Source organism: Psychromonas marina, from assembly GCF_030161115.1.
Taxonomy (GTDB): Bacteria; Pseudomonadota; Gammaproteobacteria; order Enterobacterales; family Psychromonadaceae; genus Psychromonas; species Psychromonas marina.
The window spans coordinates 401,516-422,939 of record NZ_BSPQ01000002.1 but is presented as its reverse complement, the minus strand read 5'-3'; the positions used below and the strand labels follow the sequence as shown (position 1 = coordinate 422,939).

Here is a 21,424-nt window from a genome sequence, read left to right as displayed (position 1 = left end):
GCAGGTTAGGTAAATATCGGGGTTTTCTTGGCTGTAATTAGGCTGTGCAGCACCGATAACTATTTAAAAATCGATAAACAAACGTGACAACTAGATTGGTATAAATCGCCACGATTGGATTTAATCGACTAAATTACTTATTTTCTACTACATCGTCGGTAAAGTCAGTTGGCCAAAATTTATAGCCTTGCACTGTCGCTTGCGCTGCTGCTCCCCATAAAGCTGACTGATAGATTGTTACCCCATCAACATCATAAGAAGTATTCGCTGCGGTTTGACCACCATCGTCATCATTTCTGGCGCTCGCTTCTGCTCTTGCGCCTGCATCCCAACCTTCCTCTTTAAAACGTCGTAGCGCATCTGCACTGCTATAGGCATAAACAAAAGCGGCTTTTTTAAAGCCAATACCCGCCCCTACACCCAGTGAAGCAAAACGATAAAATTCAGATGTCCCGTTGCTATTCAAAACACAAATACCCCCTCCCGTTGAAGCGGCAAATAAATAACTGTCGCTGCCAGTACACACTAAATAAGCTAGGCTTTTATTCACGGTTGATTGGGCACTAGGATGATCTTCATAGATTTGAGCCAATGCTTCAGAGGTATCAGCTACCGCATTTTTCTTTTTTATCGCAGGTGTTGAGCCTGTCGCACAACCAACTAATAAACTACAAACAACGCCTGATATTGCAATATTTTTCACTGTCATTATTTACTCCTTTACCTATTTGTCATGAATTATGTTTCCTAAGTAAACACTTAATATAGGCACAATTGATCAATAAAAATATTTTTCACCTGACATTATTTTACAAATGGTCAATTGATAACGCTGCGTTACCGAAATAAAACCTTAAGCTTAGGGTAACGGTTTTTATGGTGTAGGTTGTTAAATAGCGGTACTCACTTCACAACGCAGTAAGTGATAATTTTAACCAGTAAGAATGATAACTTTATTAATTCCTTTGGTATAACTATGTAGCCACTCTAGCGGCCAAGTATAGTTAATAGTTAAGGGGCTGATTTGTTGCAGTGCTGTATTGCAATAAGTCGCTTAGATGTGAAGTGGCACAGTGATTATGGCCACTAATTTAAAGTGAAAACATTCAAATTTTATCAGATAGGTTTATGACCGAAAGCAAGCTAGAAAAACAACTTATATAATGTCTGCTTTAGGCTCTGCGCAGCCGTAAATAATTCGACGTATTGCGGCAGGAAGTCCACACCGTCAGTGCAGATTAAGTGTCGATTGCAGGCTAGCTACCATTGTTTGATATCTTTTAGTTTACGGGCATTGCTCTGTTTCATATTGTGGTATTAACAAATCCTAGATAAGTGCATGACAGGATGGTTGAAAACACCACTAAATTAATTTTTATATACTTACACATTAAAAATAAATGCCTATTAAGAATAAATTAATGGACAGTATCTTTATCAGCACCTTCAATTAATAGTCTAAACCTTTCAATTGATTCAACTAGACTAGCCAATAAGCCGACTGTTTCATCAAAAGAACAATTGTAAGGCCTATTAATAGCGGTATTAATATTATTAACCGCATTTAACATGATTTGTTTTTGATCTACGACTTCAACGTGTTGCAGACCATCCAAAAGAAGCACTAAGCGAGTTCTGTCTTGATCGAAAACCGTAATTGACTTGCTAAGCTCTAGCGTCAAATAGCTTGTGTCTATTTGTTTACCGATCATGCTCAATTTTGAATCGAGAGATTTAACTCTCCTTAAACATGCACCAGGTAACGATCCCACCAAATTGATTCTATTAGCGACTTCTTTATCTAAGATGCGGTTAACTTCCTGAATAACATATGGTCTTTCTTCAATTACATTTTGCATCATTACTCCTTAGCTTGACGTAAGATTATATTAATGTGAATTTATGAATCAGCCATAAAAATACCACTAATTAGGTAGTTAAGTTGAAGGGATATGTAACAATATGATATGTGTTAAAAATTCAACAATACAAACTAATAAAAGAAAGATGCAGATCGATATTTTTACTTTCTTACTGAGTATTTCCACTGCATAACAACAACAAAAAACAGCACTAAATATTTTAATAATCAATTACATGGCTATTAATAATCATTGCAGTTGCAGGCTAATTAAGTTCTGACATTCTATCTTATTTCTCTTTAATTTAGAGAGTGCTTCGCCCCTAGTTTCCTAGTCAAAAACTTAATTAAACCAGTCCACATCAATCAATAACAGCCTGTTCCTTTAATAAACCTTTACCTTACCCTTAGGGTAAAGGTTATTATATAGATAGGTTGTTTTATCAAGGGTTGCTTATGTCTACTTTAAATACATTATCACTGCCAGTTTATGGCATGAACTGCGCAGGTTGTGCGAGTAAGTTACAGACTGCATTAAATGAGATAGAGGGAGTAACCAGTGAGGTTAATTTTACGCTTGAAAAAGCACAAATAAACTTTACTGGCACCAGTGAACGCAACGAAATTCTGGCGCAGGTGATTAACTTATTAGAAGCAAAAAACTACCAGACAGACCTGCAAACATTCAGCTTTGATGTCGTTGGCTGGAGTTGTGCTAACTGCGCTAAAAAAACCGTTAAAAGCTTAGCAAACCACCCTTTCACCTTTAATGTAAACAGTAACTTTGCAACTGAAACGGTACAGTTTCAAACCATTGATGGTGCATTTAACAAGCAGCAATTAAAAGCGTTAGTCGATTCTATTAGTTACGAACTCACCGAGAAGCAGCACAAAAATTTCGCACAGCAACAAAACAGCAAACAGCTTGCACAGCAAAAACGCGATAAAAAAGTGCTTACTCTGTTAAGCATCTCGGTACTGCTTAGTATTCCGTTTATGATCTCGATGGTGATGATGTTGATTACCGGATCTCACCACTTTCTGCCACGCACCTTAGAGTTTCTGTTAGCAACCCCTGTACAATTTTATATTGGTGCCCGTTTCTATAAAGGCGCTTGGAATAGCCTTAAAGATAAAGCCGCGAACATGGATCTACTGGTTGCATTGGGTACCAGCGCGGCCTATTTCTATAGTTTATCTATTTTAATTTCAGGTTTAGATCATCCGCTTTATTTTGAATCGAGTACGCTAGTGATTACCCTTGTCACGCTGGGTAAATATTTAGAGCATCGTGCAAAACAGAGCACCAGCAGTGCGATTAATGCCTTAATGGCACTTCGTCCAGACAACGCGCGTATTAAAAAGGGCAAACAGTTTGTAACGGTTAATATCGATGATGTTCAGGTCGGCGATATTGTACAACTCGCTATTGGTGAAAAAGTGCCTGTCGATGGCGTGGTGGTTGAAGGGACAAGCTATCTAGATGAGTCACTGTTAACCGGAGAAAGTAAACCGATCTTAAAAGAGATACAAGAAAAAGTGATTGCAGGCAGTATTAATGGCGAGGGGGTATTACTGATAAAAACCACTGCAGTCGGAGACTCAACAAGCTTAAGTAAAATTATTCATTTAGTTGAAAATGCACAGATGAGTAAAGCGCCTATTATGCAATTAGTGGATAAAATAAGTGCGATTTTTGTGCCGGTTGTATTAGTTATCGCCGCCCTTACCTTCTCAATTTGGTATTTCACCACTGGCGATTTTCAACATGCGTTAATTAATTCGGTAGCGGTACTCGTGATCGCTTGCCCCTGTGCGCTCGGGCTTGCAACGCCTACTGCGGTTGTTGTCGGAACAGGTGTAGCAGCACAACAAGGCATATTAATTAAAGATATTAAAACGTTGCAACAAGCGTTTCGTTTACAAACGATTGTGTTTGATAAAACCGGCACATTAACCAAAGGTAAAGGCGCGATTAGTCACTGCTACAGCACAGATAATCAAAACAGCGTAATGCTCGCTGAACTTGCCGCAATACAAATGGGTAGCCAACACCCAATTGCAACGACGATCAAAGATCACTGTCTAGCTGAAAATATTACTGTTGCATCAGCAAGTGATATCAACGCGGTGAACGGTGAAGGGATCCACGGCATTGTAGAGGATAAACAGATCATTGCGGGTAACCTCAAAATGATGCAGCGATTCGCTATCTCCATTCCAACTGATTTAAACTTTTCGGCGAGTGAAAGTGTGGTTTATGTTGCCAAAGAAAATGAATTTTGGGGACTATTAAGCATCACCGATACATTACGTGAGAGCAGTATTGAAGCAGTTACCGAACTCAAACTGCGTGGCTTAAAAACCATTATCTTAAGTGGTGATAAACACAGTGTTGTGACTGATATTGCACATAAATTACAGGTTGATGATAGCTACAGCGAGCTCAAACCAGAGCAGAAATTAGCGAAACTGATTGAGTTACAACAGGGTAACCATATCGCGATGGTCGGTGATGGGGTGAACGATGCGCCAGCCCTTGCCCAAGCTGATATTAGTATCGCCATGGGAACGGGTAGTGATGCGGCAAAAGAGAGCGCATCAATCACCTTAATGCGTAACGACCCACGTTTAGTTGCGCTTGCTATCGATATATCTCGTGCGACATGGCATAAGATTCAACAGAATCTATTTTGGGCCTTTATATTTAATACCATTGCGATACCTGCCGCCGCATTGGGTTATTTAAGCCCTGCGATTGCCGGTGCTGCGATGGCACTCTCTAGTATCACGGTATTAACCAATTCATTATTGTTAAAACGTATCAAAATTAAGGATCTTTCATAATGTTATCTATTAGCCAGGCGGCAAAAGAAACGGGCTTATCTATCAAATCTATTCGCCATTATGAGCAGATAGGATTAATCAGTGCACCACCGAGAAGTGAAAATGAGTACCGCTATTATCCTGAATCTTTAATTAAGCAACTGCATTTTATTAAAAGTACCAAGGATGCAGGTTTTAATTTAAAGGAGAGCCGCGCTTTATTGGAGCTCTCTAAAGACAACCAGCGCAGTAGTAGTGATGTAAAAGAGATTGCATTACAAAAAATAACCGAGCTAGAAGAGCGAATTAAGCAACAACAAGCCCTGCTTGAGAGTTTAAAAGCATTAGCGGAGCAATGTCATGGCGATACGCAAGCAGCCTGCCCGATTATTGATGCCTTTGGGAAATGATGGACAGTTATTAACAGTTAGCGATCAGCGGTTAGTAAATTGGTGTTTTGATTCGGTGTTTTTTTAGGATCGGAAGATTGTCGGGCTAAAGCCACGACCTACAAAGGAGTCATGATTGTCGGGCTAAAGCCGCGACCTACAAAGGAGTGGTGAATTTCGTAGGTTGGTCTTCAGGCCAACGGTAATGATTGTCGGGCTGAAGCCACGACCTACAAAGGAGTGGTAAATTTCGTAGGTTGGTCTTCATACCAACAATAATGATTGTCGGGCTGAAGCCGCGACCTACAAGGGAGTGGTGAATTTCGTAGGTTGGTCTTCAGGCCAACAGTCATGATTGTCGGGCTGAAGCCGTGATCTACAGAGCAACATTGTGGGTTGGTCTTCAGGCCAACAGTAATGATTGTCGGGCTAAAGCCGCGACCTGCAAGGGAGTGGTGAATTTCGTAGGTTGGTTTTCAGGCCAACAGTAATGATTGTCGTGCTGAAGCCACGACCTACAGATCAATATTGTGGGTTGGTCTTCAGGTCAACAGTAATGATTGTCGGGCTAAAGCCGCGACCTATAAAGAGATATTGTAAGTTGGTCTTCAGGCCAACAGTAATGATTGTCGGGCTAAAGCCGCGACCTACAAGGGAGTGGTGAATTTCGTAGGTTGGTCTTCAGGCCAACAGTCATGATTGTCGGGTTAAAGCCACGACCTACAAAGGAGTGGTGAATTTCGTAGGTTGGTCTTCAGGCCAACAGTAATGATTGTCGGGCCGAAGCCGCAATCTACAGAGAGATATTGTAAGTTGGTCTTCAGGCCAACAGTCATGATTGTCGGGCTAAAGCCGCGACCTACAGGCAACGGTTTGGGTGTTTGGGCAATTTAATCCGTTAACTCAAAATCTTGCGTTGCCATTTTCACACCGTTTACAATGATGCTTATCTGATGTGCACCGAGGTAATATTTACGTGTTGATATGGCTTTAAAACTAAACTGTTTAGTGAACGATTTGGTGTTGCTGGTTATCTCTGATTCTGAAATTTTAAATATTTTGTCTGCTTGTTTACCATTGCTTTTCATAAAGCTAATCGCAAACTCTAAACGGCATTTTCCTAACGCTTTTGAACTGTCTAAAATAAAAGAGAAAGACAACTTCTCGCCTAAACAGACCTTTTCATCCACCACTAACTGCTGCAAGGTGATATCTGTTGGTGGGCTATAACCAAACAGCGCTAATACCGCTGGTTCTGCACTTTTTAATAACCCACGGCAGCCATGTTTAACTAACCAACGTCTATTTTTTGTGGGTTTATCCTGTAACCAACGTTGGGCAAGTTTAACCACTAATTGTGGGTTATCTTTACTGATATCATTGAGGTTATTAGCCACACTGCGGTACACATAATCCTCATTATCATCTTTTAGTTTTTCAAGAATTGGGATAATCGCGCTTGGATCTTTTTTAAACGCGGGTAACGCACACGCCCAAGGTAATCGAGGACGACAGCCCTCACTGGCTAATCGGCGCACATGCACATTATCGTCACCTGCCCAAATCAGCATCTGGGCGATCATCTGTTCAGGGTAGTTAATAATGAAAGGTCGCACCGCAAACTCAGCGCTTGAAAATTGTGTTAAAACAGCCAATGTTTCAATTGAGGTTTGGTAGTCATCAAGCCCATACAGTTCGACAAAAGCGGGGAAAAACATTGCTTCGTAACTACCAAAAAAAGGCGCAACCTGTTTTAAAATATTAGTACTTTTTTGAAAATCTTGAGGTAAAAATTGATGCAGGGTTTGTGCGATAAAAGTCAGGCGCGCTTTGAGTTCTTTTTGCTGCCACTGCGCATCAAAAATGGTGTCGACAAAAGACTGTTTTTTAAAGCTTGGATAAGCAATCTTAAATTGTGTTGCGACTGAATCAATAAAAGCGGGACTATAAACATCTTTCAGTAATTCAGCCATATTAACTATCCTTTATTTATAAAACGCGCTCACCAAAATGGAATACGCTAAACTCACCTTCACCCATTTTGTTCCACTGTTCATCGCTTGTCAGTGGACGAGTTGCAATCACAGTCACCACATCACTGTCCGAGGTTTCTTCACAGAAGTCCACGATCATATCTTCATCGATTAACTGAGCTTTACCAAAAGGAGCACGACGCGTTATCCAGTGTAGGTTATTAGTACAGTAACACATCACGTATTCGCCATTGCTGAGCAACATGTTAAACACACCTAACTGACGAAGTTCGTCGGCATAACCGGCGATCTCTTTAAACATCGTCAACATATCTTCTGGTGCAGTTTGGTAACTTTGATGTAACTTATCAATGATCCAACAAAAAGCGCGCTCACTGTCGGTTTGCCCAACGGGGTGTGCATGACCTAATGGTAAGTCTTCATAACCGGTCAACTGCCCATTATGTGCATAGGTCCAGTTTTGTCCCCATAATTCACGAATAAATGGATGGGTATTTTCTAATGAAACACCGCCTCGATTTGCTTGACGAATATGACTGATCACCGATTTACTTTTTATAGGATAATCTTTTACTAATTCCGCTACGCGTGAGTCACAACTCGGTTTAGGATCTTTAAAACTACGACATCCTTTGCCTTCGTAAAATGTGATTCCCCATCCATCTTTATGGGGGCCTGTCTCACCACCTCGCTTTACCAAACCGCTAAAACTAAAACAGATATCCGTTGGTACATTGGCACTCATGCCTAAAAGCTCACACATTTATTCCGTTATCCTATGCCATTTTTTTTTCTATTAATAAAATCAAAATATGAATGATTTTAATATGTATCTCTTGAATACGATCTGCATATCCAAAATGGGGAACGCGAATTTCTACATCAGCAAGACCCGCCATTTTTCCGCCATCTTTGCCTGTTAATGCAATGACTTTGATGCCTTTCTGTTGCGCCACTTCAATCGCTTTAAGGATATTAGCGGAATTACCACTGGTTGAAAGACAAAACAGTACATCACCTTTACGACCAACGCCTTCAAGGTAACGTGCAAAAATAGCATCAAAACCATAATCATTACCAACACAAGAGATATGACTTGCATCTGAAATCGCGATCGCTGGGTAGGATGGGCGATGTTCACGGTAACGTCCGGTTAATTCTTCCGCAAAATGCATCGCATCACAGTGAGAACCACCATTACCACAAGCAAGTACTTTGCCTTCTAGCTTAAATGCATCTGATAGCAGACAAGCCGCTTTTTCAATATTCTCTAAATTTTCTTGATCGCTAAAAAATGCCTGTAATACTTTTTCAGCTTCTAATAATTCATCTTTAATAATATTAAGATTCATCGTGTTTCGACCTATTTTCATCTACATGAGAAGGTCTATTTTTACATAGTTACTAGCAGGAGAATAGAGCTGAAGAGATAAAATGGGGAGATTAAGTGATTTATAGACACAAAAAAGCGGAGACTACACGACTGTATAATCTCCGCTTTTTAGTTGTTACCCTTAAAAGGTAACGAATTGCTTACTTATTACGCTTTATCAAGCGTACAAGTTAGTTCTTCTTTAACTTGACCAGCTTCAATTGCATCGATCGCTTTTTGATCGTGTGCATTTGGTGGGCAACCACAAGCGTGCTCGCTTGTTGCGTGTAAACGAGCTTGCTCTAAATGCCACTGTGCTACTTTAATATGTTGATCAACGTTCATGGTTATATTCCTTTAGTAAGTAAAATTGATATAAATCAATGTGGTCTATTATAAACATTCCATTAACACAATCTAGTATTAAACTTCATATTTTTTAATATTTTCATTACAACACTAAAATTTTAATGCTGAATAGATTTCATAACTCCGTCACTGGGTCGATAAAGGAATATTTATGCACTTAATAATCAAAGCATTATCAATATTGTGCTTATCATTTAATGTTGTTGCAGAAGTGCTACAAGTGAGTAAAGTTTGCCCTGTGACTCAGTCAGATAATCAACCACTTGGATTATTGGTACTGTCGGAGTTTTGGTTTCACAGTGGCCGCAGTAATGCCTCTTATATTGCTAATGATGACGCAACCGGTATTGGTGTTGAAATTCATTTTTTTAGTAATGATAACGGCCAGCTCGACAAGTCTAATTTTGCACAATGCGATCAATACAGAATCCTACAAGTGCGTAAAACCAATAGCCTATTAAATCAGGGTGAACTACCTGTGCAGATAGATATCCCGCCTTTTTTTGAACAACCTTTTTATGATAACCGCCCTTTAGAGCATGGCTACAATACCCATTTCACACCAATTGATAGCAGTGATAAACCTTGGCTTACTCAGACCAGTCGCGCATCAACCCTTGCCATCTACGATACTCCATATGTCTCTGATGCTTATGGCCTTGATGGTGAAGATATTCGTGTGGAGTTTGAAACCTGCGTAGTGTGTCAGCGCCAACTTGGTTTCGATCAACTGCTTTCTTGTGCAACCTGGGGTTACCAACGTGATTATTTAGATGAGGAAACAGGTTGGACGGAGCCTGAGGTTATTGCCCCACAATGCCTGTCGCAAGCGAGTGAGTTATTTAAAGATACCTTGGAAGGTAATCTGGTGGTGGAGTATCGATATTGGTTAGACTGGCGCTAATCGTTTCCTATTAATATCAGCATTAATAGTGTCTTTACGAGTTGTACCAAACTACATTCACTATCGATAGTACATAGCTAAATGAATAAAAAGCGCGTTTGTGATACTGATTTAAGTATCACAAAAACGCCAATAAACTTAAAACTATTTACTAAACGTTAAATAGTTAAGGTTAAATAAATAACCTTGCCCACCTCCAAAATTGGTACGGAGTATTTGCTCACCTGCCGACAATGTTACTGTCGTACTGATTGTTTGCCAAGCTTGCCATCCACCCGTATTTGATACAGTTAACGTACCGACACTAGTCGCACCGATAATTACATCAATATCACCACCGCTTGTATTACTCGCGACACGTGCCTCTAGGGTATAAGTACCCGCTTGCTCAACATTGATAGCAAACTCTAAATAGTCACCATTTTGAATATAACCAACATTTAAACCGCCATTAGTATCATTGGTATTTTCAGTTTGTGTACCACTTTCGCTTGTGTAATCTTCTGCTTGTAAAGTACCCGGTACAGCGGCACCATTGCTTGGTGTTGTACCACCGTCACCCGGTTCAGTTGAACCATTACCACTAAAGATTTTAAACCAATCTAACAATGTATCATTTTGACCCACATCAGATTCGAGCACAAAGCTAATTTCATTTGCAGAACTTGTTAAAGTGAATGCCACCGTTTGTACAACGCGGGTCGTGCCACTGAAACTTGTTTCGCCCACTTTATTACCATCGATATAAATACTAATACCTGCTGCAGAGGCGTTGCTAGAGCTACCATTTATTTCTAGCGAATAATCTCCTGCAGATAAATTAGTCGCAAATGCAACGGCTTCATTATTACCATACAGAATGACACCTGCGTATGGGTTATTGATAGGTTGACGGTATGATGGGGAAATAGCGCCTGATTCCATCTCTTCAAATACTAACTCTTCACCTGGCGTTGGATCTGGATCAGTTGTGCCATTTTCATTTATCGTCACAGTTACCGTGGCATTATTACTATTTTTACTGCCATCAGTAACCACATAATAAAAGTTATCTGTGCCAGTAAAACCAGCATTAGGTATATACGTTAGATTATCCCCATTTTGGCTAACGGAACCGTTACCCGCTTGGGTATAAGATAAGATGTTTAAAATATCATTATCAGCATCGGTATCGTTATTAACAACATTTATTGTCGCCGTATTACCTTCAATGATGGTAACTGAATCATTATTCGCAACCGGTGCGCGGTTTACAGGATCAGGTGCTGGTCCTGATATTTGATCACATTCATTATTTGGACAATAAATGCGGTAGTTACCACTCATTGCTAACATACCAAACATGTATAAAGAGCCATCGTAATAACGCCATTTACCCGTGGGTACCTCAGTATTCCAAAATGCATCAACAAACTCCCAAGCATCTTGACTATCAGAAGCTAAACTTGCAATCGCATTCATGGCCACTAAACCAGGTGAATGATCTTTGTTGTTCTCATATCGCGTACCGTCTAACTCGTATAAGCTAGCATATGATTCCATGCCTTCACTTTTAAAGAAAGATTGTAAACGTTTCGCTTGTGTTACTTGCCATTCATCTTTTTTCCACCAAGCATAATCCATCGCAACATTACTAATCACACGCCAAGCGTCATATTGAAAAGTATCTTTCCAATGTTGGAAGTCACCGTGTGGTGACCCATCAAAATATGCATAATCAGGTGTTAAACCTGTTGTTGGATCTGCTGCGTCTTTAAAGTGTTGGCGAGAAACATCAGCTAACTCAGCCCAAAAAGCGTTGTTATTATCAGCCCATTTTGCCCATAACTCATAAAAAGCCGGCAAATGATAAGAAGTATCTGTCCAGTTCCGATCTGTGGGGGTTGAAGGAGAGAATACAATCTGTTTATTTTCATGATTGAACAAACTATATTCTTCTAATTCGCCACTGTTGTTATAACGTGTTTCACCATTACCAAACATATCTTTTAATATTTGATTGGCTTGTGCTTCATAATTGTAGATCCCTTCACCATTACCCCAGCGGTTCGCGGCAAAAAATAGTGCAGTAACAAAGTATTCTTCACCGTCTGGCGCTGGCGCAGCATCTAATGTGACACCTGAAGTGCTCACTTGCCAAGCAAAGTAACCTTTGTTATTGCCTGATTTATTTAATGAATAAGTACTTGCCCATTTCCATAATTTGTTAAAGTCATCTTGACGGTTCATCTGTAACGCCATCATCATGCCGTAAGACATCCCCTCTGAACGCACATCATTATTACCAACATCCCAAATGTATCCCATATCATCGCCCACAGGGATAAATAACGCTTTATTAGCAGTATCCGTTGAATGAAATAATTGGTCATAAACTTCATTTAAACGTGTATCAACCTGTGCCGCACTATAACCAAGTTCTTGGAACATATTACGGTAGACGCCCGATTCATATGAACCTTGGTCTGGAAGCACCGGAGCATCGGGAAGAGCAGGTATATCACCCGTGCGATGTAATTCATATGAATCTAAAAGTGTATCATTACTGCCATTATCAGTTTCTAATACAAACCTAAGCTCTGAACTACTTGGTGAATTCTCCAAATTAAAGCTAATGCTAGAAATTGCTGACGTTGTGCCACTAAAGCTCGTTGCACCAATTTTCTTATCACCAAGATAAACGCTAATGCCGGCTGCACTCGAGGCAGTACTTGCCCCGCGTATATCTAACCGAAACAGTCCTGGGACACCACTTATTTGTGTATCGATTTTGACACCGTCACCATCCGCATAAGCAGCAACACCATTGAATGGGGTTGAGATAACCCCAGAGTATCCAGGTAATAATGAACCGTTCTCTAGTTCGTCACCCGCTAATTGTTGTGCATAACAGCCGTTCGCTAATATACCAAGCCCTAAAACTGGTAGTAATAGTTTATTTAAATTCATACATATTCCATTTTTATGAGTTAAAGTTTTGAATCCGATTTTCGAATTCGTGTTAACCATATGTTAAAAAAATAATTCAACATTTATAAAAACTTATTTTGGAATTATGATTTTTTACTTTTTAGAGAGCGATATCGTCTTTAATATTTTTTATGTGATCAATATTTATTACTGACAAAACTGAAATGCTTTTTCATATTTGAGGCGTGTTTAAACAACAATAACAGTGAACAGGATTCTCAAGAGAATAAAAATCACGCTAAGGGAAGTTGATTTTCAGCGTTTATTTTTGCAACGATTTAAGCAGATAGCTATTATCTCGTGTGGTTATTCTAGGTAAACAAGAGATAAATACTGTGCATATTCCGTCGATTTCACCTTATGAGGTTTTGCTATGTGCAGGACAAATTTTGTTTAGATGATTAGCTCACGGTCTACCTTAAAACGCCCCGATAAAAAAATTTAAGCGGCAAAGTTCAACAGATCCTATTATTTCGATAAGTACTCAGGAAGCTTCATTTATAACAACATATCAATGGTAGCTAATGACTTACTCTAATTACAAAATTGGAAGTAAAGTACATAATTACCTCGATAGAATCGGAGAACACGTAGGTTACAAGCACAATGCTTATCTGAAACGAGTTTTTTAAGCATACCTTGGTAGAATCTGGTGGTGGAAGATAGAGATTGGTAGACAGGCACTAATCGTTCGCCCTTACGCACGGGTGCAGTACAATAAAATAGTCAATCCGATTAGCGATCGCTTAATTGGATTGACTATTATGTTGATTCAATCAACGCTATTTGTTTTTTGGCAACGCGACATTTACTTCTAAAACAGAGATATCATCTTCGGCTTTATCAGAAAATTCACAGGTTACATCCTGTGCAGAAATATCCATGTATTTACGGATAACAGCAACGATTTCACGTTGTAGTTCCGGTAAATAAGAAGGACTTGCAGCGCTTGAATGCTCATGAGCAACAATGATTTGTAAACGATCCTTCGCTAATTTTGCACTACCTTTTTTAGGCGCTTCCTTTCTAAAATACTGTAAAAGTCCCATCTTAGGCTCCAAATAAACGGCTTAAAAAACCTTTCTTTTCAAATTTAACAAAACGTAATTCACGCTCAATACCCATTAAGCGATCTACCGCATCTTGGTAGGCTTTACCCGCATCGCTGTCTGTATTTAAAATGACCGGTTCACCCATGTTAGAAGCATTCAATACTTCCTGTGATTCAGGGATAACACCCACTAAATCAATGCCTAACAAATCATCAATATCCTCAATACTTAACATCTCTTCACGTTGAACTCGCTCTGGGCAATAACGTGTAATCAATAGATGTACTTTTACCGGGCTAAGCTGTTGCTCTGAACGCAGTGACTTACTTGATAACATGCCTGTTATTCTATCTGAGTCGCGTACTGATGAAACTTCTGGGTTAGTTGTTACAATCGCTTCATCTGCAAAATATAGCGCCATCATTGCGCCCTGCTCAATACCAGCAGGAGAATCACAAATGATATATTCAAAACCATCGGCTTTAAGATCAGTAATGACTTTTTCAACACCCTCTTTGGTCAGCGCGTCTTTATTACGTGTCTGTGAAGCGGGCAATATGAAAAGCCCTGGTGTGCGTTTATCTTTCACTAATGCTTGCTGAAGGTTTGCTTCACCATTAATCACGTTAATCAAATCGTAAACAACGCGACGTTCGCATCCCATGATCAGATCCAGATTACGTAAACCGATATCAAAATCAATAACTACTGTCTTTGCACCACTTAGTGCAAGTCCTGTTCCTATTGCTGCGCTGCTGGTCGTTTTACCAACACCGCCCTTTCCTGATGTGACAACAATTACTTTTGCCATTATTTTTCCTTAGTTGTACTTATTATTTAGTTCAAAGTTTCTATCACAGGTTGTCCATTGCGTAACGACACAATGCAACTTTTGCCAAGATGCTCATGAGGTAAGCCCTCACTTAATTTAAATACACCTGCAATAGAGACTAGTTCAGGTGCTAATACACGGCAAAAAACAGAAGCTGTTTGATCGCCCATCGCTCCAGCGATTGCACGACCGCGTAACGTACCATAAATATGTATGTTTCCATCTGCTATAATTTCTGCGCCAGCACTAACATCACCATTGATCACCAAATCACACTCTTTAGCGTAAATTTGCTGTCCGGAACGAACTCGTCCGGTGACAATTTTAGTTTTTACTTCATTAGCAATAAATGTAGCTGTTTCTGCGACCTCTTCTGGCACTACTTCGGCAGGTTTGTCTTCAACAACAACCTCCTTACTAGCCTGTCTTTTAGATCGTCTTAAAATAGCTATCTTATCAGCATGCAGCGCCTCTTTTTGTGAGTCAGATAACTCACCCGAAACACCAGCTAAAATAAATCCATTTTCCGTTACAATCTCTCTTATACGCAAAAAATCTAAATTCGCGGTGTCATTTTCAACATGCACAACAACGGGTGCATATTGGAAAAAATCTGGGGCCATTATACGTCTTTTGTTTAACTCATCAGCTAACTGAGAAAGATCTTCAGTTTCAACAGCTACCACTAATAAGGAAAAATTTAACGATTTTAGTGTCATAACACCTCTATCTCTCTAAAGAAAACTATTTTTGATGTAAAATTCAGCCAATTTCTATAAAATTTAAAGCAGATTGCATGTTATAGTCTGAACTCTTATTAGGCAAGTAAAGGGCTACATTAGTATTATGTTATGTGCTGTATATAAAAGTATTCGTAAATCACAAACTTATCTTTTTATTGAGAAAAGAGATGAATTTGATCCCGTTCCAGACCCATTACTCACTCAATTTGGACCTCCACAACTGGTGAGTCTATTAAATATCAAGCCAGATACTAAGCTCGCAATGACCGATGCTAATAGTGTGATTGCAGCGATACAAAAAAATGGCTATTTTTTGCAACTTCCTCCTCCTCCTGTGGACTTCCTAAAAGAACACAAAACGTGGCGAAAAAATCAATTAGAGGCATTTAATGAAACTGACTAAAATTTTTACTCTCTCTACACTTTTATTCACCTCTTTTACGGTGACCGCAAACAGTGAAGAGACCAAGATTCCTTTTGATCAATATGTCACTAACTTAAAGGGTGAAGCAATTGAATTAGGTATTGATCCAACCGTTGTAAATAATGCGTTTGAAAGCGTTGAGTTTTTACAACGCAGTGTAAAATCAGATAAAGAACAGCCAGAGTTTAAACTGACCTTAGATACTTATATTCCACGTGCGGTACCTGATTGGAAAATTGAACAAGCGCGTGAAGCTTATAAAAAGCATTATCATCTATTGCATAAAGTCGGTAAAGAGTATGGTGTTCAACCACGCTTTATTGTGGCACTTTGGGGAATTGAAACTAATTTCGGACGTTTGACCGGCCGTAATTATATTATTTCTTCATTAACAACGATGGCTTATGAAGGACGTCGTGAAGCATTATTTAAAAAACAGCTATTTGCTGCATTAACTATCTTAGAAGAAGGCCATATTGAACAAGATAAATTTATCGGTTCATGGGCTGGTGCAATGGGACAAGTTCAATTCATGCCAACCTCTTACCTCAACTACGCAGTCGATTTTGATGGTGATGGTAAGAAAGATATCTGGAATAATTACGCCGACGTATTTGCTTCTGCTGCTAACTACTTAAAAACAGAAGGCTGGGATGATAGCGAAACATGGGGTAGACAAGTATTAATTCCTGATGATTTTGATATTGAATTAGCAGGTATTAAAAAACGTAAAACATTAGATGAGTGGCAAGCATTAGGTGTGCGTCGCTTTGATGGCACAGACTTACCTAAAGTAGATATGAATGCATCCATCGTTATTCCAGATGATGCTTCGGGTCGAGTTTATCTTGCATACAATAATTATCGTGTTTTAATGCACTGGAATCGTTCTTACTACTTCGCAACAGCGGTAAGTTACCTTTCTGAACGTATTAAATATCCACGTATTACACCACCAAGTAAATAAAGAGTAGTTATAAGATGAGCAATTTTTGGGAAGAGAAAACATTATCACAAATGAGCCAATCAGAGTGGGAATCTCTGTGCGATGGGTGTGGCAAATGCTGCCTGAATAAAATCATTGATGATGATACAGAAGAACTACATTTTACCAATGTTGCTTGTCATCTTTTACATACTAAAACCTGCCAGTGTCGTAAGTATGAGCAGCGTTTTAAAATTGTAAAAGATTGCGTAAAAGTATCACTTGATGATATTGACCAATTCCATTGGTTGCCGGGGAACTGTGCGTATCGTTTACTGGTAGAAAGTAAACCGTTACCAGAGTGGCACCCATTGATTACAGGGAGCAAATCCGCAATGCATAAAGGTGGTTTTTCTATTCGTGGAAAAATTATCTCTGAAACGGCGATAGACCCTGAAAACTTAGAAGATTACATTGCAATTTGGCCCGCTGAATAAAGGATTAAACATGACTGACATTACTATTTTTCATAATACACGCTGCTCTAAAAGCCGTGCAACTTTAGCCCTGATCGAAGATAAAACTGATAACCTAACGATTGTTGATTACTTAAAAAATCCACCAACATTAGCTGAGTTAAGCAATATTATTGCGTTATTAGGCTTTACCTCTGCGCGTCAATTGATGCGCACTGGAGAAGCAGTGTATAAAGAGTTACAACTGTCTGAAGAGCAAGATGAAAAACAGTTATTGCAGGCAATGCTTGATAACCCAAAACTGATTGAGCGCCCTATTGTACTGGCTAATGGCAAGGCCAAAATCGGACGTCCGCCAGAATCTGTATTAACGATACTGTAGTCATTCGATGAAAACTGAAGATTATAAACTAGTCGCAAGAGTTGGGTATTTCTCTCTTGTGTTACTTATTCCAATATGGCACCTATGGTTATCGCCACCGCCACTTGGATTAAACCCTTGGTTTATTACATCGATATGGTTAATTCCTATTTTATTTCCTCTGCGAGGCATTATTAAAGGAAACCCGTATACCTTTGCCTGGTGTGGTTTTTTAGCACTACTCTATATCGTACATTCAACTGTTGTTCTTTATACAGCCTACCTTGAATGTATTCGTATGGAGATATTAATGGCAAGTCTTGAGCTCATATTTGCAAGTCTATTTTTAATGGGCTGCATTTACTTTGCAAAGTATCGAGGTCGAGAACTGGGATTAAGTATTCGTAAAAAGAAAGTGACAGAAGAAGTTAAGTAACTCTTTCTTGGAAATACAGATAACAAAGGCTACTAAATTAGTGGCCTTTTTACTTAGCGTCGTCAATTAATAAACACTCATTACAATTTAGTTATTTTATTTCCCTATCGAATTAATGGTTTACTAAAATAGCACTTCAAAATAGATTTTTCTTTTTCCCATAAGCTTAAAATAAAATCACTTATCAACCTAGACGATGGTTTCTATCCCACACCTCTTGATAACAAAAAATTATTAAAATGATTTCATTTGATAATTTTATCTCAGAATCTTTTCTCCCTATACTTCTCCCATCAAAACAAACAAGCAACTAATTAAAAGAGAGATTATTATGAAAATGAGTCATGTAGGTATTATGGTTGGCGATATGGATCAAGCGGTAGAGTTTTATACTAAAGCACTTGGCCTTGATATTGTAATGGGCAACTCTAAAGTGATTGAAGAGAAACAAACAGCTATCGGCAGAATGTGTATCGAAGTATTTGGTGAAGGCTTTAAAGGCTTTAACATCGCTCACCTAGTAACATCAGATGGTATCGGTTTTGAACTTTTTGAAATGGTTGATCGTGAACAACGCCATGTTGTTGATTTCACTAAAGTTGGTATCTTCCATTACGCATTAGAGACAGACGACTTTGAAGGCGTGATTGAGAAAGTGACACAGTTTGGCGGTAAAGCACGCATGGATACAATGCGCTACCACCCTGAAGATGAAAACCGTCCTTACAAAATGGTTTACTTAGAAGACCCGTTTGGTAACTTACTTGAGCTTTACTCACATACTTACTCTGAAACATACTCTTCAGAATACGAATAAAGCACCAGTAATAACAGAGTTAATCTGTGCTAAAACCTATAAAAAAGGCGAAAATATTTTTCGCCTTTTTTCGTTCATTACTGATAATTAACGCTGTCTTTTTAAGACGCTATTATCTGTATGCTCAAACTCGTTACCGTAAATATCTAACATCATCGTTTGTGAATAACTCAGTGTATCTTCAGTTACTTTTACCTGCTGTACGTAAGATTTCAGTTTCGCATTTTTAGTCATAAATGGGCTTTGGATAATTTGCCAGTCTTGCTCATCAATCGCAGCGCTCACATTTAAAATGTCTTCATCTGCTGATTGTTCAACATCGCCCGACGCTAGCACACACATGCCTCTTGGGATAGTCAATGAATGCATGACTGTATTACTGCCCTGCTCCCATAACCAATAACCTGTTTCATGGTGAATTTGATTACCATTGGTGGTTCTGCGTACTTCTTGGACGTAATGTACAACACTTAATAATTGTGATTCTGCATTTTCTGTCTCACCAACGCCTTTGAAAATAAGGCTATCTTTATAACTGTTTTCTTCTGTTCCATTTGGCTCTGGGGCAATATCTTCCCCCTTGTTACCCAGCCAAGTACCAATTAATTTAGTCAGTGGACCATAATTTGTTTCATCAATTGTATTCATTTAGTTACCTTTTTAAGTAAACCACTGAGGTGTGGCTTCCAACATGAGAAAGCGATAAGGAAAGTATTAAAATAATATTACTGTTCGGCTTACCAATCAACCGTGTAAATGGGGCATTTTTGATCCAAAATATGTTCTTTGCGACTAATTGATAATTAGTCTTTTAAAATCAATCACTTTAGATAAAAAAATAGACAGTAAAAACTGTCTATTTATATAGCTGGGAGCTATTAGCTTAATAATTTTGCAACTTCTTTAACTAAACCCTGTGGTTTACTTAAATGGCGTGCATGATCTAACAAAAGTGCATTATCACCATACGTTAGAAGCAGAGCAGGAAATGCGGTGGTTTGCATAAATTCTTGTAACTCTTGAATATCTGATTGTTGATATTGCGCTTCATTACTTAATTCATCTTTAAACACTTTGTTTGATGGCGATAATTTAAACTGCTCAATCAATGCTTTAAAATCATTTTTACAACCAAACGGGTTCCCTTCAACAAAATGCTCTATTTGTAGTGCGTTTAATACTGATAATGCTTTCTCAGGTTGCTTACCTTGTAACCAGGTCATAAAGTTTGCAGCTAGCGTACTGTTTTTCGGGCTATCTGCATAGCGAACATGCTCTTGTCCAAACTTTTGCTTGCTCTGTTTTTCAACTTCTTTAATTTGTAAGAATCCAGGGCTATCACTGCCATTATAGTGTGCACAATGCCAATGGTGGATTTCCATTTCCGGAAAGCTTTCACTCAGTGCATTAACGAGTGGTGTTGTTGCATAACTCCACGGACAGTGTGAATCGTAAATAAAATAGAGTTCTGGGTGCATAGTTTAACCTTTTAATTTTGCTGAACATTCAAACCGTTAAATATATTAAAGCGATAAAATGTCACAACACTAATTTTATAAATACCTATATTTAAAGGGTATTTGATCATTGTTATTATAAGAAGCAAACACAAACTGCGTGTTTAGCTGTTAGCTGATTATCCGTCTTGCTTAATAAACCCGTATCCACATCTCTTTTAAAAACACAGAGCTGTTCACTGTTTTGATGCGCAACTAATAACCATTGCTGATTCGGTGACAATGCAAAATGACGCAGAAATAAACCACCCGTTTTTACATAATCGAGCGGTTTTAATAAACCACTTTTTTGATCAACGCTATATATTGCAATACTATCATGCCCGCGGTTGCTGACGTAGAGATAACAGCCATCTTTGCTTAATGTTATTTCTGCAATGTAGCTTTGCTGCTTGCTCGGGGCTGATTTTTGGCTGCTGATAAAAGTATTGGGTAAGCTACTAATACGCTGCTGCTGTGTAAGTTCGCCACTTTGTTGGTTAAAATTAAACACAACCACATCGGAGCTTAGTTCGTTAGCTAAATATAATCTATCACCAACAGAATTAAAGACGAGGTGGCGAGGCCCATCACCACCAGCAAGTACAGCGGTAAATACTAACGTAAGTTGTTTTTCAGCGACCAAATAGACCTTAAGCGCATCAATGCCTAAATCAGCAACGACTAAAAAGCGCTCATCTCGGCTTAGTTGACTCGCGTGTACGTGTGCACTTTTTTGTCGGTCTAAGTTAACACTCTGACCTTGATGCTGAATCGAACTATATGCGGGTAATAATTGTTCTTCTATCAGTGAGAAAGCACTTAAGTTGCCACTCACATAATTACTCACAAAGAGTTTTTCAGCTGTTAAACTGATGTGGCAAGGTGCACCACCTAAACTGCTCTGTTTGTTAATAAAAATAGGGGTGCGTGGGTTTTGTATATCAAAGCACCCGAGCTCCCCTTGTCTTTCATCTTCACTCACAGCAAATAATGTTTGTTTGTCTTTGCTAACGGCTAAAAAACTAGTATTTGGCAGGTCTGCAATACAATTAATCTCAGTAAGCTGACCGGTCTGATTATCAAACTCGACCACCTTAATACCTGCGCCTGCCTCAGGGGTGTAGCAACCAACGTATAATATTTGTTGTTCCATTCTCTCTCAACTTATTTCAGT

22 protein-coding genes are annotated in these 21,424 nt (G+C 39.0%); 9 read left to right on the top strand and 13 right to left on the bottom strand.

Annotated features, from left to right (window positions below; translation table 11 throughout):
• Positions 1 to 133: 133 nt before the first annotated feature.
• Both QQK09_RS06045 and QQK09_RS06040 read right to left on the bottom strand, forming a co-directional pair.
• Positions 134 to 709 carry a lipid-binding SYLF domain-containing protein gene (locus QQK09_RS06045; protein ID WP_284203215.1) on the bottom strand — a complete coding sequence of 192 codons (576 nt, stop codon included), beginning with the start codon at positions 707 to 709 and terminating at the stop codon, positions 134 to 136.
• 709 nt (positions 710 to 1,418) lie between these two features.
• Positions 1,419 to 1,859, bottom strand: coding sequence for a hypothetical protein (locus tag QQK09_RS06040; RefSeq protein ID WP_284203214.1), 441 nt, complete (start codon positions 1,857 to 1,859; stop codon positions 1,419 to 1,421).
• 458 nt (positions 1,860 to 2,317) lie between these two features.
• Here QQK09_RS06040 and QQK09_RS06035 point away from each other — a divergent pair, with 458 nt between their 5' ends.
• The gene (locus QQK09_RS06035; protein ID WP_284203213.1) at positions 2,318 to 4,708 is read left to right on the top strand and encodes a heavy metal translocating P-type ATPase; all 2,391 of its coding nucleotides are present in this window, start codon (positions 2,318 to 2,320) and stop codon (positions 4,706 to 4,708) included.
• A complete protein-coding gene (gene cueR / locus QQK09_RS06030) occupies positions 4,708 to 5,097 on the top strand; it encodes a Cu(I)-responsive transcriptional regulator (RefSeq protein WP_284203212.1) in 390 nt (129 codons plus the stop codon). The genes QQK09_RS06035 and cueR overlap by 1 nt, the downstream gene beginning before the upstream one ends.
• Positions 5,098 to 5,966: 869 nt before the next feature.
• Here cueR and QQK09_RS06025 read toward each other — a convergent pair.
• From QQK09_RS06025 to QQK09_RS06010, 4 genes are all read right to left on the bottom strand, one after another.
• Positions 5,967 to 7,049 (bottom strand): DNA alkylation repair protein, encoded by a 1,083-nt coding sequence (locus QQK09_RS06025; RefSeq protein WP_284203211.1) that lies wholly within the window; start codon positions 7,047 to 7,049, stop codon positions 5,967 to 5,969.
• Positions 7,050 to 7,065: 16 nt separating this feature from the next.
• Positions 7,066 to 7,833 (bottom strand): class II glutamine amidotransferase, encoded by a 768-nt coding sequence (locus tag QQK09_RS06020; protein ID WP_284203210.1) that lies wholly within the window; start codon positions 7,831 to 7,833, stop codon positions 7,066 to 7,068.
• Between the two features lie 13 nt (positions 7,834 to 7,846).
• Complete coding sequence (gene lpcA, locus QQK09_RS06015; RefSeq protein WP_284203209.1) at positions 7,847 to 8,422, bottom strand: D-sedoheptulose 7-phosphate isomerase; 576 nt, start codon at positions 8,420 to 8,422, stop codon at positions 7,847 to 7,849.
• Between the two features lie 188 nt (positions 8,423 to 8,610).
• Complete coding sequence (locus tag QQK09_RS06010) at positions 8,611 to 8,787, bottom strand: hypothetical protein (RefSeq protein WP_284203208.1); 177 nt, start codon at positions 8,785 to 8,787, stop codon at positions 8,611 to 8,613.
• A gap of 175 nt (positions 8,788 to 8,962) precedes the next feature.
• Here QQK09_RS06010 and QQK09_RS06005 point away from each other — a divergent pair, with 175 nt between their 5' ends.
• Positions 8,963 to 9,715 (top strand): hypothetical protein, encoded by a 753-nt coding sequence (locus tag QQK09_RS06005; RefSeq protein WP_284203207.1) that lies wholly within the window; start codon positions 8,963 to 8,965, stop codon positions 9,713 to 9,715.
• A 144-nt stretch (positions 9,716 to 9,859) separates the two neighbouring features.
• On the opposite strand, the gene QQK09_RS06000 is transcribed toward QQK09_RS06005, so the two are convergent.
• From QQK09_RS06000 to minC, 4 genes are all read right to left on the bottom strand, one after another.
• On the bottom strand, positions 9,860 to 12,664 hold the full coding sequence (locus tag QQK09_RS06000; protein WP_284203206.1) for a glycosyl hydrolase family 8: 2,805 nt from the start codon (positions 12,662 to 12,664) through the stop codon (positions 9,860 to 9,862).
• Positions 12,665 to 13,467: 803 nt separating this feature from the next.
• Positions 13,468 to 13,734, bottom strand: coding sequence for a cell division topological specificity factor MinE (minE, locus tag QQK09_RS05995; RefSeq protein ID WP_284203205.1), 267 nt, complete (start codon positions 13,732 to 13,734; stop codon positions 13,468 to 13,470).
• A 1-nt stretch (position 13,735) separates the two neighbouring features.
• Positions 13,736 to 14,548 (bottom strand): septum site-determining protein MinD, encoded by an 813-nt coding sequence (gene minD / locus QQK09_RS05990; protein WP_284203204.1) that lies wholly within the window; start codon positions 14,546 to 14,548, stop codon positions 13,736 to 13,738.
• A 26-nt stretch (positions 14,549 to 14,574) separates the two neighbouring features.
• On the bottom strand, positions 14,575 to 15,288 hold the full coding sequence (gene minC / locus QQK09_RS05985; protein WP_284203203.1) for a septum site-determining protein MinC: 714 nt from the start codon (positions 15,286 to 15,288) through the stop codon (positions 14,575 to 14,577).
• Between the two features lie 127 nt (positions 15,289 to 15,415).
• Between minC and QQK09_RS05980 the strand changes: the two genes are divergently transcribed.
• The 6 genes from QQK09_RS05980 (at position 15,416) to QQK09_RS05955 (ending at position 18,751) form a co-directional block, all read left to right on the top strand.
• A complete protein-coding gene (locus QQK09_RS05980; RefSeq protein WP_284203202.1) occupies positions 15,416 to 15,715 on the top strand; it encodes a YcgL domain-containing protein in 300 nt (99 codons plus the stop codon).
• Positions 15,702 to 16,703 carry a lytic murein transglycosylase gene (locus QQK09_RS05975; protein WP_284203201.1) on the top strand — a complete coding sequence of 334 codons (1,002 nt, stop codon included), beginning with the start codon at positions 15,702 to 15,704 and terminating at the stop codon, positions 16,701 to 16,703. The genes QQK09_RS05980 and QQK09_RS05975 overlap by 14 nt, the downstream gene beginning before the upstream one ends.
• 14 nt (positions 16,704 to 16,717) lie before the next feature.
• Positions 16,718 to 17,158: a YcgN family cysteine cluster protein gene (locus QQK09_RS05970; RefSeq protein ID WP_284203200.1), complete on the top strand. Its 441-nt coding sequence runs from the start codon at positions 16,718 to 16,720 to the stop codon at positions 17,156 to 17,158.
• A gap of 10 nt (positions 17,159 to 17,168) precedes the next feature.
• Positions 17,169 to 17,519, top strand: a complete 351-nt coding sequence (gene arsC, locus QQK09_RS05965) for an arsenate reductase (glutaredoxin) (protein ID WP_284203199.1) — start codon at positions 17,169 to 17,171, stop codon at positions 17,517 to 17,519.
• Positions 17,520 to 17,526: 7 nt separating this feature from the next.
• Complete coding sequence (locus QQK09_RS05960; RefSeq protein ID WP_284203198.1) at positions 17,527 to 17,934, top strand: DUF2069 domain-containing protein; 408 nt, start codon at positions 17,527 to 17,529, stop codon at positions 17,932 to 17,934.
• A 331-nt stretch (positions 17,935 to 18,265) separates the two neighbouring features.
• Positions 18,266 to 18,751: a VOC family protein gene (locus tag QQK09_RS05955; RefSeq protein ID WP_284203197.1), complete on the top strand. Its 486-nt coding sequence runs from the start codon at positions 18,266 to 18,268 to the stop codon at positions 18,749 to 18,751.
• A gap of 87 nt (positions 18,752 to 18,838) precedes the next feature.
• On the opposite strand, the gene QQK09_RS05950 is transcribed toward QQK09_RS05955, so the two are convergent.
• From QQK09_RS05950 to QQK09_RS05940, 3 genes are all read right to left on the bottom strand, one after another.
• On the bottom strand, positions 18,839 to 19,399 hold the full coding sequence (locus tag QQK09_RS05950) for a heme-binding beta-barrel domain-containing protein (protein ID WP_284203196.1): 561 nt from the start codon (positions 19,397 to 19,399) through the stop codon (positions 18,839 to 18,841).
• Positions 19,400 to 19,629: 230 nt separating this feature from the next.
• Positions 19,630 to 20,229, bottom strand: a complete 600-nt coding sequence (locus tag QQK09_RS05945) for a thioredoxin domain-containing protein (protein WP_284203195.1) — start codon at positions 20,227 to 20,229, stop codon at positions 19,630 to 19,632.
• Positions 20,230 to 20,344: 115 nt separating this feature from the next.
• Positions 20,345 to 21,403: a lactonase family protein gene (locus QQK09_RS05940; RefSeq protein WP_284203194.1), complete on the bottom strand. Its 1,059-nt coding sequence runs from the start codon at positions 21,401 to 21,403 to the stop codon at positions 20,345 to 20,347.
• Positions 21,404 to 21,424 lie beyond the last annotated feature (21 nt).

Excerpts from the sequence above, each read along its gene's own strand:
- arsC (WP_284203199.1), top strand. The coding sequence starts at position 17,169 with ATGACTGACATTACTATTTTTCATAATACACGCTGCTCTAAAAGCCGT.
- QQK09_RS06005 (WP_284203207.1), top strand. The coding sequence starts at position 8,963 with ATGCACTTAATAATCAAAGCATTATCAATATTGTGCTTATCATTTAAT.
- QQK09_RS05940 (WP_284203194.1), bottom strand. The coding sequence starts at position 21,403 with ATGGAACAACAAATATTATACGTTGGTTGCTACACCCCTGAGGCAGGC.
- QQK09_RS06045 (WP_284203215.1), bottom strand. The coding sequence starts at position 709 with ATGACAGTGAAAAATATTGCAATATCAGGCGTTGTTTGTAGTTTATTA.
- minE (WP_284203205.1), bottom strand. The coding sequence starts at position 13,734 with ATGGGACTTTTACAGTATTTTAGAAAGGAAGCGCCTAAAAAAGGTAGT.
- QQK09_RS06040 (WP_284203214.1), bottom strand. The coding sequence starts at position 1,859 with ATGCAAAATGTAATTGAAGAAAGACCATATGTTATTCAGGAAGTTAAC.
- QQK09_RS05970 (WP_284203200.1), top strand. The coding sequence starts at position 16,718 with ATGAGCAATTTTTGGGAAGAGAAAACATTATCACAAATGAGCCAATCA.
- QQK09_RS06000 (WP_284203206.1), bottom strand. The coding sequence starts at position 12,664 with ATGAATTTAAATAAACTATTACTACCAGTTTTAGGGCTTGGTATATTA.
- QQK09_RS06010 (WP_284203208.1), bottom strand. The coding sequence starts at position 8,787 with ATGAACGTTGATCAACATATTAAAGTAGCACAGTGGCATTTAGAGCAA.
- QQK09_RS05960 (WP_284203198.1), top strand. The coding sequence starts at position 17,527 with ATGAAAACTGAAGATTATAAACTAGTCGCAAGAGTTGGGTATTTCTCT.
- QQK09_RS05980 (WP_284203202.1), top strand. The coding sequence starts at position 15,416 with ATGTTATGTGCTGTATATAAAAGTATTCGTAAATCACAAACTTATCTT.
- QQK09_RS06025 (WP_284203211.1), bottom strand. The coding sequence starts at position 7,049 with ATGGCTGAATTACTGAAAGATGTTTATAGTCCCGCTTTTATTGATTCA.
- cueR (WP_284203212.1), top strand. The coding sequence starts at position 4,708 with ATGTTATCTATTAGCCAGGCGGCAAAAGAAACGGGCTTATCTATCAAA.
- minD (WP_284203204.1), bottom strand. The coding sequence starts at position 14,548 with ATGGCAAAAGTAATTGTTGTCACATCAGGAAAGGGCGGTGTTGGTAAA.
- QQK09_RS06020 (WP_284203210.1), bottom strand. The coding sequence starts at position 7,833 with ATGTGTGAGCTTTTAGGCATGAGTGCCAATGTACCAACGGATATCTGT.
- QQK09_RS05955 (WP_284203197.1), top strand. The coding sequence starts at position 18,266 with ATGAAAATGAGTCATGTAGGTATTATGGTTGGCGATATGGATCAAGCG.
- QQK09_RS05945 (WP_284203195.1), bottom strand. The coding sequence starts at position 20,229 with ATGCACCCAGAACTCTATTTTATTTACGATTCACACTGTCCGTGGAGT.
- minC (WP_284203203.1), bottom strand. The coding sequence starts at position 15,288 with ATGACACTAAAATCGTTAAATTTTTCCTTATTAGTGGTAGCTGTTGAA.
- QQK09_RS05975 (WP_284203201.1), top strand. The coding sequence starts at position 15,702 with ATGAAACTGACTAAAATTTTTACTCTCTCTACACTTTTATTCACCTCT.
- lpcA (WP_284203209.1), bottom strand. The coding sequence starts at position 8,422 with ATGAATCTTAATATTATTAAAGATGAATTATTAGAAGCTGAAAAAGTA.
- QQK09_RS05950 (WP_284203196.1), bottom strand. The coding sequence starts at position 19,399 with ATGAATACAATTGATGAAACAAATTATGGTCCACTGACTAAATTAATT.
- QQK09_RS06035 (WP_284203213.1), top strand. The coding sequence starts at position 2,318 with ATGTCTACTTTAAATACATTATCACTGCCAGTTTATGGCATGAACTGC.